Consider the following 14,815-nt stretch of genomic DNA (forward strand, 5'->3'; position numbering starts at 1 on the left):
CTGTTACAATTATGAGCGGTGCTTTTGTAAGTCAAAGCTATTACCAAAACTTACGACTAAGGAAGATTAGAATGAATGCATTGGTAAAAATTCTGAAAGAGCAATTCAACTCATTTCCGCTGATTATGCGGCTTGCAGTGTACGAAACGAAATCAAAGTATCAAGTGAACTATTTGGGTATATTGTGGCAGTTTCTCAACCCTATGATTCAAATGCTGGCTTATTGGTTCGTATTTGGTCTCGGGATTCGCGGCGGACATGATATGGTGCTTGGAAATGGAGACAGCGTACCGTTCATCGTCTGGATGCTGGCCGGCTTAATTCCTTGGTTCTTTATCAGTCCGACGATATTGGATGCATCTAACAGCGTTTTTAAACGGATAAATTTAGTATCGAAAATGAATTTTCCGATCAGTTCACTGCCTTCTGTAGTGATAGCTTCGAATTTATTCAGTTATTTTGTGATGATGGCGATTTATATTATTGTGCTGCTGAGCAACGGGCTGTTTCCGACGCTTCACTGGCTGCAATATATTTATTACTTGTTTTGCATGATCAGTTTTATGTTTGCTTTTGGCCTGTTTAATTCGACCATCAGCGTATTAATCAGGGACTATCAGTTTTTGCTTCAGGCCGTTACAAGGCTTCTCTTTTTTCTTCTGCCGATTTTCTGGGACATTGCCGAGAAATTTGGAAACAGACCTGAAGTGTTGACCATCTTGAAGTTAAACCCTCTTTTCTATATTATTGAGGGCTTTAGAGACAGCTTTATGGAAGGGCAGTGGTTTTTCCACGATATGAAATATACGCTGTATTTCTGGTTCGTCACACTGCTGTTGTTAACAGTCGGTTCACTTCTTCATATGAAATTCAGAGATAAGTTTGTTGACTTTCTTTAATATAGTAAGGAGATTATACGATGAAACTAAAAGTTTCGTTCAGAAATGTTTCAAAACAGTATTTTCTATATAAAAAACAGTCTGACAAAATTAAAGGGCTGTTTTTCCCAAACAGAAATCAAAAAGGTTTTTTCGCTGTCCGAAATGTTTCTTTTGACGTCTATGAAGGAGAAACGATCGGATTCGTAGGAATCAACGGTTCGGGAAAATCAACGATGTCTAATCTGCTTGCAAAAATCATTCCGCCGACAAGCGGTGAGATTGATATGAACGGGCAGCCGTCTTTAATCGCCATTTCTGCCGGATTAAACAATCAATTAAGCGGTAAGGACAACATTCGTTTGAAATGCTTGATGATGGGTCTCAGCAATCGGCAGATAGACGAGCTTTATGAAAAAATCGTTGAATTCGCGGATATCGGCGACTTTATAGATCAGCCTGTTAAAAGCTATTCAAGCGGTATGAAATCCCGTCTCGGTTTTGCCATATCGGCGCATATGGACCCTGACATCCTTATTATCGATGAGGCGCTCTCAGTAGGGGACCAGACTTTCTATCAAAAATGTGTGGACCGCATTACGGAATTTAAAGAACGCGGCAAAACGATCTTTTTCGTCAGTCATTCAATCGGACAGATTGAGAAAATGTGTGATCGGGTGGCTTGGATGCATTACGGCGAAATGCGTATGTTTGATGAAACAAAAGCGGTTGTGAAAGAATATAAAGCTTTTGTGGATTGGTTCAACAAGCTTTCAAAGAAAGAAAAAAAGAAATATCAAAATGAGCAGATTGAAGGCAGAACGCGGGCTGCCGAGGAACAGCAAATCACTCAGGCGCAGCAAAAGAAAGCGAAGCCCAAATTCATTGCCAATACGATTCAGATTACGCTGCTTGCATTGCTGGCTGCAGGAGCGGCTGCTTCGATGTTTTCAGACAAGCCTCTGCGTGCGATCGCATCTTTCGGCGACGTCAAACAGAGCGATGCCGGCCTTTATGAGTCTGTGAATAAACCTGCTTTGGTAAAAGCTGAAAAAGCGGATCTTTACGCCGGAAAAGATATAAAAGGGAAAATCTCGGCAAGTGTAAATTTCGGTACGAAGGTGCAGGTAGAAGCCGAGAATAACCAAGCGGCCAAAGTGAGATTAAACGATAAAGAGTACTTTATGAAAAAGACTGATTTGCATAAAGTGAACGCTTTAAGAACGACGGATGTTCAGCTCAGTGATTTAAGCAGCAGTTTATCAGGCGAAACGACAGAAGAGTTTCTCTCATATATCAATAAGAGCCTTGACGACGTGCGGAGTAAATTGAAAAATCCAGCTGACGGGCAAACGGATGACGGACGGAAAGTATTAAAAGTATCCGATGCGAAAACGGATTTTGTGATTGACAATGATACAGTCTCCGAAGTGATTTTTCATTTATCGCGTCCCGCAGACATCTCAGCTTTAAGTGAAAAAGGCGGCAGCAAAATCAATCAGAACTTGTTCATGCTTAAAAACCAGAAATATACTTTCTCTGTGAACAACGCTGATCAAACACTGACCGTAACATCTAAAAAGTAAAGATCACATAAAAAAAGCTGCCGGACTCGGCAGCTTTTTCTATTCGTCAGCTTCTTCTTTTTCAAGAAGATCCTTCATAAACGGAATTAATTTATGGCGGATATCTTTGTCCTGTAAGGCAAATTCAAGCGTCGTTTCGATGAACCCCAGTTTTTCTCCGACGTCGTAACGTTTTCCTTCGAAATCATAAGCGAAGACACGCTGAATGTCATTGAGCTTTTGAATGGCGTCCGTTAATTGAATTTCTCCTCCTGCACCGACTTCCTGCTGTTCCAAATACATGAAAATTTCAGGAGTGAAAACGTATCTTCCTAAAATCGCCAAGTTGGAAGGAGCTGTGCCCGCTTCAGGCTTTTCTACGAAATTTCTGACTTGGTAACGGCGTCCTTCATTTGTTAACGGGTCAATTATTCCGTATCGGTGTGTATCACTTTCAGGAACTTGCTGAACCCCGATAATGGAAGACAATGTTTTTTCATATTCGTCCATCAGCTGGCGAAGTCCCGGTTTTTCGGCCTGGACAATATCATCGCCGAGAAGAACGGCGAAAGGTTCATCGCCGATGAAGTTGCGTGCGCACCAAACCGCATGACCGAGTCCTTTTGGCTCTTTTTGGCGGATATAGTGGATATCCGCGATGTTTGATGATTTTTTCACTTTTTGCAGCAGTTCGATTTTACCCTTCTCTTCCAAATTGCGCTCCAGTTCAGGCGCATTGTCGAAATGGTCTTCAATGGCTCTTTTTCCTTTTCCGGTTACGATAATAATGTCTTCGATGCCGGATTCGACAGCTTCTTCGATAATATACTGAATTGTCGGTTTATCAACGATTGGAAGCATTTCTTTAGGCATTGCTTTTGTGGCAGGCAAAAAACGTGTGCCTAAACCTGCTGCCGGAATAATGGCTTTGCGTACTTTCTTCACTGAATAACACCATCCTTGTTTCTGCTGAATCTTTTTTTCAGAACTATAACCTAGTCTTTTTCCACTTTACCACAATTGATTAAAATTCACACCTTTTAATCCGCTTTCAAAGAGTCTTGTAAAGGATTTTGCTTTGTTTGCCGTTAAGCTTTACAATATCTAAGAAACGGCATAAATATGTTAACATGAAGGGAATATCCGACATATAAAACGAGGTGCAGACAAACCGTTGAAAAAACTAAAAGTAATGACCGTATTCGGTACAAGACCTGAAGCAATTAAAATGGCTCCGCTCGTGTTAGAGCTTGAAAAATATCCGGAAATTGATTCACTGGTGACTGTAACCGCACAGCACAGACAGATGCTGGATCAAGTGCTTGAAGCATTCAGCATTAAGCCTGATTATGATTTGAACATTATGAAAGAGCGTCAGACGCTTTCTGAAATTACATCTCACGCCTTGCTGAAACTGGACAAGCTGTTCCAAGAAGTAAAACCAGATATCGTTTTGGTCCACGGAGATACGACGACAACTTTCGCGGGAAGCCTTGCCGCCTTTTATCATCAAATCGCGGTCGGCCATGTGGAGGCCGGTCTGCGTACGCAAAATAAATACTCTCCTTTCCCTGAGGAAATCAACCGGCAGATGACGGGCGTGATCGCTGATGTGAATTTTGCGCCGACAAGCCAGGCTGAACAGAATCTGCTTGCGGAAAATAAAAAGCCGGATTCTATATTTGTCACGGGAAATACGGCGATAGACGCGCTTCAAACGACAGTGCGGGAAGATTATTTTCATCCGATTTTTGAGAAACTGGACGGAAGCAGGATGATCCTCCTGACAGCGCACAGACGTGAGAACTTAGGAAGGCCGATGGAACAGATGTTTAAGGCTGTCAGAAGAGTCATTGAAGAGTTTGAGGACGTACAAGTCGTTTATCCCGTCCATTTGAATCCCGCAGTACGTGAGGCCGCAGAAGCCCATTTCGCTGATTCGGACAGAGTGCATTTAATAGAGCCGCTGGAGGTTGTGGATTTTCATAATTTCGCTGCGAAAGCCCATTTCATTATGACCGACTCAGGCGGAGTGCAGGAGGAAGCGCCTTCCCTCGGTAAGCCGGTGCTGGTGCTCCGGGATACAACCGAACGCCCAGAGGGAGTGAAAGCAGGAACATTAAAGCTTGCGGGCACAGATGAGGAAACCGTGTATCAGCTGACAAAACGGCTTTTAACCGATCAGGCCGAATATGAACGGATGTCAAAGGCGTCCAACCCCTATGGTGACGGATCTGCGTCAAAACGGATTGCGGAGGAGCTGCTTTATCGGTACGGCTATAGAAAAAAACGTCCGCAGCCTTTTACAGAATAAAAAACTCTGCATCGCATGCAGAGTTTTTTATTATTTCAGGCTTTCTTTTAATTCTTTTTTGACTGAAGCGAGGCTTGCTTCATCTAATTTGTAATAATAGATATTGTTGATTCTCGTTCCCGTTCCCTTCAGTTCATGCTGAATAACTTTGCCGCGGGCGTTTTTATAGTCAGTCATAACCGTCCACATATCATCGAATGACATGTTTGTTTTCATATTGTTTTCAATGACCTTAAACATATCTCCGAATTTCGTGACAGACGAGATGTTTGCCCCTTTAGATATAATCCCTTCAATCACTTGGCGCTGGCGCTGCTGCCTGCCGAAATCCCCCCGGGGATCTTCTTTTCTCATACGCGTGTAGGCGAGTGCTTCTTCACCGTTCAGGCTGATATTCCCCGTTCCGAAAGAGTGCCCGTCGTAGTTGAAGGCAAACGTGCTGTTCACCGTAATCCCGCCGAGTGTATCCACCGTATCTTTGAAGCTCTCCATGTTTACTTTCACAAAATAATCTACCGGCACGTCAAGCAGGTCCTCGACGGTATCCGCGGCCATCTGCGTCCCGCCGAAAGCATAGGAGTGGTTGATTTTATCCATCGTACCTTTGCCGGAGATTTTCGTATACGTATCACGCGGAATGCTGACCATTTCTGTTGTATTCGTTTTAGGGTTGACGGTCATATAAATCATCGTATCCGCGCGCCCCTTATCATTTTTCCGTTCATCGACGCCCATGATTAAAACAGAAATCGGGTCCTTCTTTCCGAGATCTATATCTGTGTCACGTTTGTCCGATTTTTTTAAGTCTTCCTGAATGCTTGCCACCGTTGAAGCTGCTTTGTGCCACAAGTAGTAGACGTAGCCTCCTGATGATAAAACTAACAGCCCGATGATCGTTACGATTGTCAGAAGAACTTTTTTCTTCTTTCTTTTTCGTTCAGCCCTCATTTGTCATCACCTTTTCTATTAACTTTCACGATGCAATTTACTAATCTTTATAAACCCAGTCATATTTTTACTTCTAACCGTGTAATAGACGAAATTCTTAAAAAAAAGGTTACAAAAAGACCTTAAAATTACCTTAAAAAAAAGTTAGTATAAGACGATACATAAAGATGAGGTGAAAAAAATGAAAAAAACTGTTGCAGCTTCGTTCTTAATACTGCTTTTTTCAGTTGTGTTAGCAGCATGCGGAACGGCGGATCAATCAAAGAAGGGAAGCGGTTCTTCGGAAACGCAGGCTCAAAAAGAAACGGCATATTATGTCGGTATGGCGGATACGCACACAATTGAAGTAAAAGTCGATGATCAGCCTGTCAGCTTTGAATTTTCTGACGACTTCTCTGATGTTCTGAATAAATTCAGCGAAAATGACAAAGTCAGCATTACTTATTTCACAAATGATAAAGGCCAAAAAGAGATCAAGGAAATCGAGAAAGCAAAATAATACATCATGATCAGCAAAAGGCGGGATAAAAATTGAAGAAAACAATATGGGCTGTCTGTTTTTCTGTGATATTCAGCCTGGCTTTATTACCGGAAAGCACTTTTGCGGCCAGTTCTGATATCTCAGTAAAACTGACGAATTATATTGGTAATAAATCGACTCTGAATATCGAACCTTCCGGAACTTATAAACTGACGGGAAGCGGTGTGTCCTCCGTTGTCAGATTGGGAGGCGCATCCAAATATGATACGGCAAACGCCGCGACATCAAAGTATTGGAAAAATCCGTCCAACGTAGTCGTCGTTAATACGGATGCTTATTTTGCGGACACGCTTTCCGTCATTCCTTTAGCGAATAAACTGAAAGCGCCTGTTCTGCTGACTGAATCGAAAAAACTCAGCAGCAGCACGGAAGCGCAAATCAAAAAATACAACCCGGATAATATTTTAATCATCGGCGGGGCGAACAGTATTTCGTCAGCTGCGGAAAAAACATTGAAAAAATACGGCCGCACGAAACGGATCAGCGGAAAAAACAGATATGATCTGTCCAAAAATATCGCGGCCGAAATGGGCAGCTATGACCAGGCAATCGTAGTAACCGGAGATGTTTATACGGATGCGCTGGCAATCGCACCTTATGCCGCGCAAAACGGCTATCCGATTCTCCTGACGAAAAAAGACTCCCTCCCGAGCTACAGTCTGCCTAAAAAAGTGATCATCATGGGAGGCACTTCAAGCGTCAGCAAAGATGTGGAGAATCAAATTAAAAAGAAAGCTTCAGTGACAAAAAGAATTACCGGTTCAAACAGATATCAAATATCAGCAAATGCAGTCACTTCGCTGGGCATGGATGTAAGCAAAGCAGTTGCTGCCAACGGGACAAAATTAGCGGACATCGTTGTCGGCTCGAATATTGCCGCCGCAAATCATATGCCGCTTGTATACATCAAAAAAAGTGAAACGCCGGCCGACGAAGCCAGCCTTTTTAAAGCAAAAGGCACCTATTCTTATACATTAATAGGCAGCACGAATTCAATTGCAGATTCAGTTAAGGATGCTTACGCAAAAGAGTTTTATCTCGTAAACGGGAAAACGTACCGCATTGAAACATCCGGCGGCAAACTAGGCGTTGCCGGTATTAACAGCGGAAAAACGTCTTTCAAGGCGGTTCCTGAAAAATATTCAACATCGAACACAATCAGCATTGACGGAAAACCGTATTTGGGGAATATGAGTTTTTCTGCGGAATCCGGCAAATATGTAAGACCTGTAAATGAAAACATTCCTTTTGAGGATTATTTGAAAGGTGTCCTGCCGAATGAAATGCCGGGAAGCTGGCCGACAGAAGCGCTGAAGGCTCAGGCTGTTGCCGCCCGCACCTACTCTATCAGCAAGACGGGACAAACAGTTGCGGATTCAACGGCTTTTCAGGTGTACGGGGGATACAGCTGGTATCCAAACGCCACCGCAGCCGTTGACGGAACAAAGGGGAAAGTGCTCACTTATTCCGGCAGATTGATAGATGCCACCTACTCGTCAAGCAATGGCGGCTACACTGAAGCCGGCGATGAAGTATGGGGCTCAAAAGTGCCGTATTTAGTAGCCAAAAAGGATACAAAAGATCCGGAAATCAGCTGGTCTTTAACATTGCAGAAACAGCAGCTGCCAGCAGGTCTGGATATGAAAAACCCCGCATCCTGGTGGTCCAAAACAAACGAAGCAAATGCTGCGCAGCTCAACGGAATAAAAAATTGGCTGATGAAAAATAAAGAAACCAATGCAAATTCCATAAAAATTGCAAGCATCTCTGATCTCTCGCTCACCGGAAAAACAAAAGGGCAGCGGGCAGAAGACGCCGCGGTGAAGGTGACATACCATGTGAATGACAAGTCGAAAGGCTATGTCATGAACAAGACTGCATCCTTTGAGGTGAAGGCGTCAGAACTCAGAACGATGATCGGAGCTTCATCTTTTAAAAGTACATACGCCAGTGCGTCCGCTGATTCTGCGAAAATCACGATATCAGGAAAGGGATACGGACACGGCGTGGGAATGAGTCAATACGGAGCGAGAGAAAGAGCGGAGGCCGGAGAGCCGTATACTTCTATTCTTGCGTTCTATTATCCTAATACAGCACTTACAAACTACTAAACTTCTGTGGAGGAGATCGGATTGAAATTCATCATAAAATGTCTCCCTGTCTTCATTCTCGGGGTCATTCTTTTTGTCCCGTCCGCTTTGGCTGACAATACGGTCAAAAGGATCGGCGGAAGCACCCGGTATGATACGGCTGTACAGGCGGCAAAACAATCATGGAGCGAAGCAAAAACGGTTATTATCACCGGCGGAACTTCATATGCCGATGCGATTGCTGCTGCGCCGCTTTCATATCAAAAAAATGCGCCGCTGCTGTTTACCAATAAAGATCAGCTGTCTGCCGGCACAAAAAAGGGATTAATTGATTTAAAAACGAAAAATGTGATTATCGTAGGCGGTACACCTGCCGTTTCGAAAAATACCGAGAATCAAATTGCTAAATTAGGCATCAGCGTCAAACGTTTATCAGGAAGCACGAGATATGCCACAGCCGCAAAAGTGGCGGGTGAAATGACAAGATCTTCTACAGCCTTAGTGGTAAACGGGTTTGTTGATGCAGATGGGATGGCTGCGATTTCTTATGCATCTGCGAAAAAATATCCGATTTTATTTACCAATGATTCAACACTGAATGGATCCACGTCAAATGCGATCAAAAGCCTGGGGATTAAAAATACGATTGTCATCGGCGGCACCGGCAGCATCAGCAGCTCACTTTACAATAAGCTGCCGAATCCTTCAAGAGTCAGCGGCAAAAACCGCTATAACCTGTCTGTGAATCTTGCGAAAAAGACAGGCCTCAGCACAGGCTATACGTTTGTTACCAATGGTTTTAAAGAGCCGGATACCATTGTCGCAGGCGTTTTAAGTGCCAAACAGGGAAGAGTTCACCTCATGACGAATGGGGACAGTCTGTCAAAGGACGTCCGGACGTATATCGGAAGTAAACGCATCACCAGCTTCACCGTCATAGGGAGTGCATCATCTTTAAGCAACAATGCGGCATCGCAGCTTAAAAATCCAGTTGTCGGCAAAACGGTCTTTATTGATCCGGGACACGGCTACCAGGATTCAGGAGCAACGGGCAATGGCCTGCTTGAAAAAAATGTGAACCTTGATATCGCAACACGCCTAAACAATCAATTATACGGTGCGGGTGCGCTTACTGTAATGTCGAGGACAGGCGACACCTTTGATTCGCTTGAGGAGAGAGTGAGCAAAGGGGCGAAGGCGAACGCCGATATTTTCATCAGCGTCCATGCAAACGCGAATGATAACAGCAGTGCAAACGGTACGGAGACATATTATGATCCAACCTACCAATCCGCAAACAGTCTGAGGCTTGCCCAAAATATTCAGCCGAGAATGGTTTCTGCTCTCGGCACGCGTGACCGCAGTGTGAAAACTGCCGGATTTTACGTCATTAAGTATTCTAAAATGCCGAGTGTCTTGTTAGAAACCGGTTTTGTCACAAGCCCGATTGATGCCAATATTTTAAAACAATCAACGAAAAAGGACAGACTCGCGGCGGGGATCACCCAAGGCGTTTCCTCCTATTTCAGATAGTATTTTCCATTTAAAACAGACCGATTCATACCGGTCTGTTTTTTTATTTTTCATTATGGTTTGACTCAAATATGGATATGAATAGATTTACAATAAAAAAACAATAATCGAAACATTCTAATAAACATTAACGTTTCCTTTACTTCCAATTAACATCCATCTGCTAAACTCACGGCATAGGTCATCAAACATCCCAACAAATCGTGAGGTGTGTGTCAGTGGGAGCAGAGAAAAGCATGAATGTAAATAATAACTATGCAGTGCGGCAGGGGACTTCCGCTGCCGTAACGGAAAGAACGGCCCGTTATTTGGCTTTTAAGCGATTCATGGATATTGTGTTTGCGCTTGCGGGGCTTTTGGCGGCGCTTCCGATAATAGGCCTGTTCTCCATACTGATTCGTTTGGAGTCGCCCGGCCCGGCTTTTTATAAGCAGGAGCGGGTAGGCAAAGACGGGAAGCCGTTTTATTTGTATAAGCTCCGCTCTATGAAAATAGATGCTGAAAAATCGGGTGCGGTCTGGGCGCTGAAAAAGGATCCCCGCGTGACAAAGGTCGGCGCTTTTATCAGAAGGACCCGTATTGATGAGCTGCCGCAGCTGGTAAATGTGCTTCGGGGAGAAATGAGCCTGATCGGCCCGCGCCCCGAACGGCCCGTGTTTACGGAACAGTTTCAGGCAGAAATCCCGGGATTTACGGAGCGGCTGGCTGTTAAGCCGGGATTAAGCGGTTGGGCGCAGGTCAATGGGGGATATGACATGACACCGAGGGAAAAGCTGATGTTTGACTTATATTATATCCGCAACCTGACCTTTTCATTGGAACTGAAGATTATGCTCAAAACGTGCAAAGTAATCTGGACCGGTGACGGGGCACGATAAAAATTCTGGTCAGCAGACAAAAAAGTAGGGAAAACGATGCCTAGTATTACAAATCAAATTTTGAGCGGCGCCAAATGGACAAGTATTTCGACAGCGTGTATTACGGTCATTCAAATCGTTCAATTCGCCCTGCTCGGGCGGGTCATGTCACTGGCTGAATTCGGCCTTGTCGGCATGATCACAACGGTAGCGGTGTTTGCCCAAATTGCGCTTGATATGGGGTTTGGCGCCGCGCTCATTCAAAAAGATCATGTCACTGAAAAACAGATGTCTTCCTTGTACTGGCTGAATATCATAACAGGGCTTGCACTGTTTGCGCTGCTGTTTTTCAGCAGCCCGCTCATTGCTGATTTTTATCAGCGGGAGGAGCTTGACTATTTAGTCCGCGTGCTGGCCGTCATGTTTTTAATCGCACCGATCGGTCAGCAATATCAGTATATGCTGCAAAAAGCGCTGGCATTTAACACGTTAAGCAAAATTGAAATCTTTTCAAATGTGCTGTCCTTCGTTTACTTGGCGGCTGCGGTTTTTTATACGGACCCGATTCTCGCATATGTGATTTCACAGGTGCTGCTGCAATCGTCGAAGGGGATTCTGTACTGGATGGCCTGCAGAAAAACATGGCGTCCGTCGTTCGTTTTTGATCTGAAGGGAATGAAAGGCTTCTTTTCTTTCGGAGCCTTTCAGCTGTCTTCCCGGCTTGTGAACCGGCTCGGGGCGAATACTGATATGATTCTGATCGGCAGTTTTATCGGCGCCGAGGCCCTTGGCATTTATAATCTGGCCTATCAGATAGTCACGCTTCCGGTATTAAAAATTAATCCGATCATTACAAGAGTCGCGTTTCCCGTCTTTGCGAAAAACAAGCATGAAAACAGCGCCATCAGAGAAGGCTTTCTCAATATGACCAAAATGCTCGCGCTGATATCCTTTCCGCTTTTGCTCGGTTTGGTTTCAGTGTCGGATGCATTCGTGGCGTCGGTATTCGGAGAAAAATGGCTGGCGGCTGTCCCGGTCTTAAATGTTCTCGCCATTGTCGGGATTTTAAGGGTCCTGATGAACCCGAACGGATCTGTGCTGCTGGCAAAAGGGCGGGCCGATCTGGCGTTTTATTGGGACGCCGGGGTGATGCTGCTGTATGGTGCATCATTGTACGCCGCCGTGCTGTCCGGAAATCTCTTGACGGTAGCCTGGACGTACGCATTCATCAGCATCTTGAATTTCCTGATCGGCCGCTGGCTGTTGGCATATGTCATTAAGCTGCGGCTGTCGGCTTACTTCAAAGCCGTGGCCAAACCGTTTCTGCTTACGGCGGCGATGGGTGTCATCGCCTTTACAGCCAGCCTCGGAACGGAGCGGATCAGCCTTGATGTAAAGCTGCGTCTGGCGATCTCAGTAGCCTGCGGCGCATTGTGTTATTTATTTCTTTTAATCAAAGCTTATCCGCAGATGAAAAGTAAATTAAGAAAAGGGCGTTTGCTATGAAGGTATTGTGGATGACAAGTGTCTATCCGAGCAGTGAAAAGCCGGGGGAAGGCGTTTTTCATGAAACACAGGCGCAAGAACTGAGAAAGCTTGGCGCGGAGATGACCGTCATCTGTCCGCGGCCGAAACTCGCCGCGCCATTCCGGCTGCTGAAAAAGACATATCGGCAAAAGGATATAAGGCCTGCGCATGAATGGCGGAAAGGCGTGTCCGTACACCGGCCGTTTTATCAGGCGGTCCCCGGGCAGCTGAAATGGGCGCAGCCGCATAAAAGAATGGCGGCATCGGTTCTTTCTGCGATCAAAAAGAACGGTCTGAAGCCTGATCTGATTCACGCGCATTTCGCCATGCCGTCAGGCGGAGCGGCCGCCATTGTGTCAAAGGCCCTGGGAATTCCGTATGTCCTGACCTTGCATGGCAGTGATGTCAATGTCTATCCGCATTACAGCAAAAGCGCTCATCGCGCATTCACATTTGCGGTGCGGGAGGCTGCCGACATTTATGCCGTCAGCGGCAGTCTGCGTGAACAAATGAAGAAGCTGAGCGCAGCGGATTGCAGCGTGCTTCCGATCGGCATCACGCTTGACGCCTTCCAAAAAAGAAACGAGACGAAAGAAGCCATCAGAAAACGCCTCGGCCTTCCTCCGGATAAAAAGCTGATCGTGTTCATCGGCAGGCTTGTCAAAGAGAAAGGCGTTTTCGACTTATCAAAAGCCGTTCAGTCATTGGATGAAAGATTTGAAGCCGTCTTTGTCGGTGACGGACCCGCCGCATCCTCATTGCGGGAAGCCGCTCACATCGTCACGGGGCAAGTGCCGAATGACAAGATACAGGACTATCTGCTGGCGTCGGATATCATGGCCCTGCCGTCTTACAGTGAAGGCATGCCGACCGTGGTCATTGAGGCGCTTGCTCTGAAGGTGCCGGTGCTCTGCACTGATGTCGGAGGAGCGGCTTCTTTATTCGGTAAACACCGGGGGCTGCTGATCAGACCGGGTTCACCCGAAACGCTGGCGGAATCCATCCTGCAATATGAAAAAGGAGAGGCATGGACAACGCAAACAGCCGAAGAACTTTATCAAACCGTCCGCACGTATTTTGACGCAAGCCAAAACGCAAAAGCGCTGAAAGAGAAATACCGGACCGTCATGAATCGGGCCGGGCAAGAGGAGAACCTTTCGAAAGAGGGATGAAGCTGTGAAAAAAATCGCTGTATTAGGAACAGGGTATGTAGGTCTCGTATCTGGAACTTGTTTTGCTGAAATCGGCCATCATGTGACTTGCTGTGACATCAATGAAGCGAAAATCAGAAGCCTGCAAAACGGAGTTATCCCGATATATGAACCGGGGCTTGAGGAATTAGCTGAAAAAAACGTCAGTGCCGGGCATTTGTCCTTTACGGCAGAAATTGGGCCGGCTGTGAAAGCCGCTGATATCATCTATATTGCCGTCGGTACACCGATGTCAAAGACGGGTGAAGCCGATTTGACCTATATCAAGGCCGCGGCGCAAACAATCGGGGAACAGCTGAACGGATACAAAATCATTGTCAGCAAAAGCACCGTTCCGGTCGGGACGGGAAAGCTCGTTTACCAAATCGTCAGCGAAGCGTCGAAGGGGAAATATCCGTTTGATGTCGCGTCAAATCCTGAATTTCTCCGCGAAGGCTCGGCGGTGCGGGATACGATGCAGATGGAGCGGGCGGTCATCGGCGCCACAAGCGAACATGCCGCTTCGGTTATTGAAGAGCTTCACAAGCCGTTCCGTACGAAGATCGTGAAGACCAATCTTGAAAGCGCGGAAATGATTAAGTATGCCGCAAATGCTTTTTTAGCCGCCAAAATATCTTTTATTAACGATATCGCAAATATTTGCGAACGTGTCGGCGCGGACATTTCTCACGTGTCAGAAGGCGTCGGCCTTGACAGCCGGATCGGGAATAAATTTCTCCAGGCGGGCATCGGGTTCGGCGGGTCCTGCTTTCCGAAAGATACAACGGCTTTATTGCATATCGCAAACAGCGCCGGATATCCGTTTCAAATGATGGAAGCCGTCATAGAAACCAATCAGAAGCAGCGGGTTCTAATAACGGAAAAATTAAACCGCGCCATCGGTTCGGTAAAAGGGAAAACCGTGGCCGTACTGGGGCTGGCCTTTAAACCGCACACAAATGACGTCCGCTCCGCCCCGGCTCTTGATATCATTCCGCATCTTAAAGAGCAGGGCGCTCACGTAAAAGCGTATGATCCGATCGCGATTCCCGAAGCGTCTGCGGCATTAGGAAACGGCGGCATTGACTATTACACAGAGCTGTACAGCGCCATCAAAAATGCGGATGCATGCCTGATTACAACCGATTGGCCGGAAGTCAGGGAGATGGATCTTCAGAGGGCGAAGCAGCTGCTCAAACAGCCGGTCATCATTGACGGCAGAAATATGTTCCCGCTGGAATATATGCGGGTTTCAGGATTCACTTATCATTCCGTCGGACGTCCGGCGGTTCATGCCGATCGGCAAATAAAAGAACTGGCAAGATAGAAAAAGATTTGTCTTCAGGCTCTCGGCGGCCCGGCTCGGCTGCCG

The 14,815-nt window shown here is 45.9% G+C and carries 12 protein-coding genes; 10 read left to right on the plus strand and 2 right to left on the minus strand.

Going from position 1 to position 14,815, the window contains the following annotated elements:
* Positions 1 to 71: 71 nt before the first annotated feature.
* Both AUL54_RS13165 and tagH read left to right on the plus strand, forming a co-directional pair.
* Positions 72 to 899 (plus strand): ABC transporter permease, encoded by an 828-nt coding sequence (locus AUL54_RS13165; protein ID WP_016937750.1) that lies wholly within the window; start codon positions 72 to 74, stop codon positions 897 to 899.
* A gap of 20 nt (positions 900 to 919) precedes the next feature.
* Complete coding sequence (tagH, locus tag AUL54_RS13170; RefSeq protein ID WP_060964129.1) at positions 920 to 2,464, plus strand: teichoic acids export ABC transporter ATP-binding subunit TagH; 1,545 nt, start codon at positions 920 to 922, stop codon at positions 2,462 to 2,464.
* Between the two features lie 39 nt (positions 2,465 to 2,503).
* On the opposite strand, the gene galU is transcribed toward tagH, so the two are convergent.
* Positions 2,504 to 3,388, minus strand: coding sequence for a UTP--glucose-1-phosphate uridylyltransferase GalU (gene galU, locus AUL54_RS13175; protein WP_016937752.1), 885 nt, complete (start codon positions 3,386 to 3,388; stop codon positions 2,504 to 2,506).
* Between the two features lie 229 nt (positions 3,389 to 3,617).
* Here galU and wecB point away from each other — a divergent pair, with 229 nt between their 5' ends.
* Positions 3,618 to 4,757: a non-hydrolyzing UDP-N-acetylglucosamine 2-epimerase gene (wecB, locus tag AUL54_RS13180; protein WP_060964130.1), complete on the plus strand. Its 1,140-nt coding sequence runs from the start codon at positions 3,618 to 3,620 to the stop codon at positions 4,755 to 4,757.
* Between the two features lie 30 nt (positions 4,758 to 4,787).
* On the opposite strand, the gene tagU is transcribed toward wecB, so the two are convergent.
* A complete protein-coding gene (gene tagU / locus AUL54_RS13185) occupies positions 4,788 to 5,705 on the minus strand; it encodes a polyisoprenyl-teichoic acid--peptidoglycan teichoic acid transferase TagU (protein WP_060964131.1) in 918 nt (305 codons plus the stop codon).
* A 181-nt stretch (positions 5,706 to 5,886) separates the two neighbouring features.
* Here tagU and AUL54_RS13190 point away from each other — a divergent pair, with 181 nt between their 5' ends.
* From AUL54_RS13190 to tuaD, 7 genes are all read left to right on the plus strand, one after another.
* On the plus strand, positions 5,887 to 6,204 hold the full coding sequence (locus AUL54_RS13190; RefSeq protein WP_016937755.1) for a hypothetical protein: 318 nt from the start codon (positions 5,887 to 5,889) through the stop codon (positions 6,202 to 6,204).
* Between the two features lie 32 nt (positions 6,205 to 6,236).
* Complete coding sequence (locus AUL54_RS13195; protein ID WP_060964132.1) at positions 6,237 to 8,357, plus strand: SpoIID/LytB domain-containing protein; 2,121 nt, start codon at positions 6,237 to 6,239, stop codon at positions 8,355 to 8,357.
* Between the two features lie 21 nt (positions 8,358 to 8,378).
* On the plus strand, positions 8,379 to 9,869 hold the full coding sequence (locus AUL54_RS13200) for an N-acetylmuramoyl-L-alanine amidase (RefSeq protein WP_060964133.1): 1,491 nt from the start codon (positions 8,379 to 8,381) through the stop codon (positions 9,867 to 9,869).
* A 218-nt stretch (positions 9,870 to 10,087) separates the two neighbouring features.
* Positions 10,088 to 10,747: an exopolysaccharide biosynthesis polyprenyl glycosylphosphotransferase gene (locus AUL54_RS13205; protein ID WP_060964134.1), complete on the plus strand. Its 660-nt coding sequence runs from the start codon at positions 10,088 to 10,090 to the stop codon at positions 10,745 to 10,747.
* Between the two features lie 36 nt (positions 10,748 to 10,783).
* Positions 10,784 to 12,232 (plus strand): teichuronic acid biosynthesis protein TuaB, encoded by a 1,449-nt coding sequence (gene tuaB, locus AUL54_RS13210; protein WP_060964135.1) that lies wholly within the window; start codon positions 10,784 to 10,786, stop codon positions 12,230 to 12,232.
* Complete coding sequence (tuaC, locus tag AUL54_RS13215; protein ID WP_060964136.1) at positions 12,229 to 13,425, plus strand: teichuronic acid biosynthesis protein TuaC; 1,197 nt, start codon at positions 12,229 to 12,231, stop codon at positions 13,423 to 13,425. The genes tuaB and tuaC overlap by 4 nt, the downstream gene beginning before the upstream one ends.
* A gap of 4 nt (positions 13,426 to 13,429) precedes the next feature.
* Positions 13,430 to 14,770, plus strand: coding sequence for a UDP-glucose 6-dehydrogenase TuaD (tuaD, locus tag AUL54_RS13220; RefSeq protein ID WP_060964137.1), 1,341 nt, complete (start codon positions 13,430 to 13,432; stop codon positions 14,768 to 14,770).
* The last annotated feature ends 45 nt before the right edge of the window (positions 14,771 to 14,815 follow it).

This window comes from Bacillus sp. SDLI1 (assembly GCF_001553895.1).
GTDB lineage: Bacteria > Bacillota > Bacilli > Bacillales > Bacillaceae > Bacillus > Bacillus siamensis.

Bases quoted from the DNA above. Each gene is read 5' to 3' on its own strand.
- AUL54_RS13165 (WP_016937750.1), top strand. From the start codon at position 72: ATGAATGCATTGGTAAAAATTCTGAAAGAGCAATTCAACTCATTTCCG.
- tagH (WP_060964129.1), top strand. From the start codon at position 920: ATGAAACTAAAAGTTTCGTTCAGAAATGTTTCAAAACAGTATTTTCTA.
- tagU (WP_060964131.1), bottom strand. From the start codon at position 5,705: ATGAGGGCTGAACGAAAAAGAAAGAAGAAAAAAGTTCTTCTGACAATC.
- AUL54_RS13190 (WP_016937755.1), top strand. From the start codon at position 5,887: ATGAAAAAAACTGTTGCAGCTTCGTTCTTAATACTGCTTTTTTCAGTT.
- tuaB (WP_060964135.1), top strand. From the start codon at position 10,784: ATGCCTAGTATTACAAATCAAATTTTGAGCGGCGCCAAATGGACAAGT.
- tuaC (WP_060964136.1), top strand. From the start codon at position 12,229: ATGAAGGTATTGTGGATGACAAGTGTCTATCCGAGCAGTGAAAAGCCG.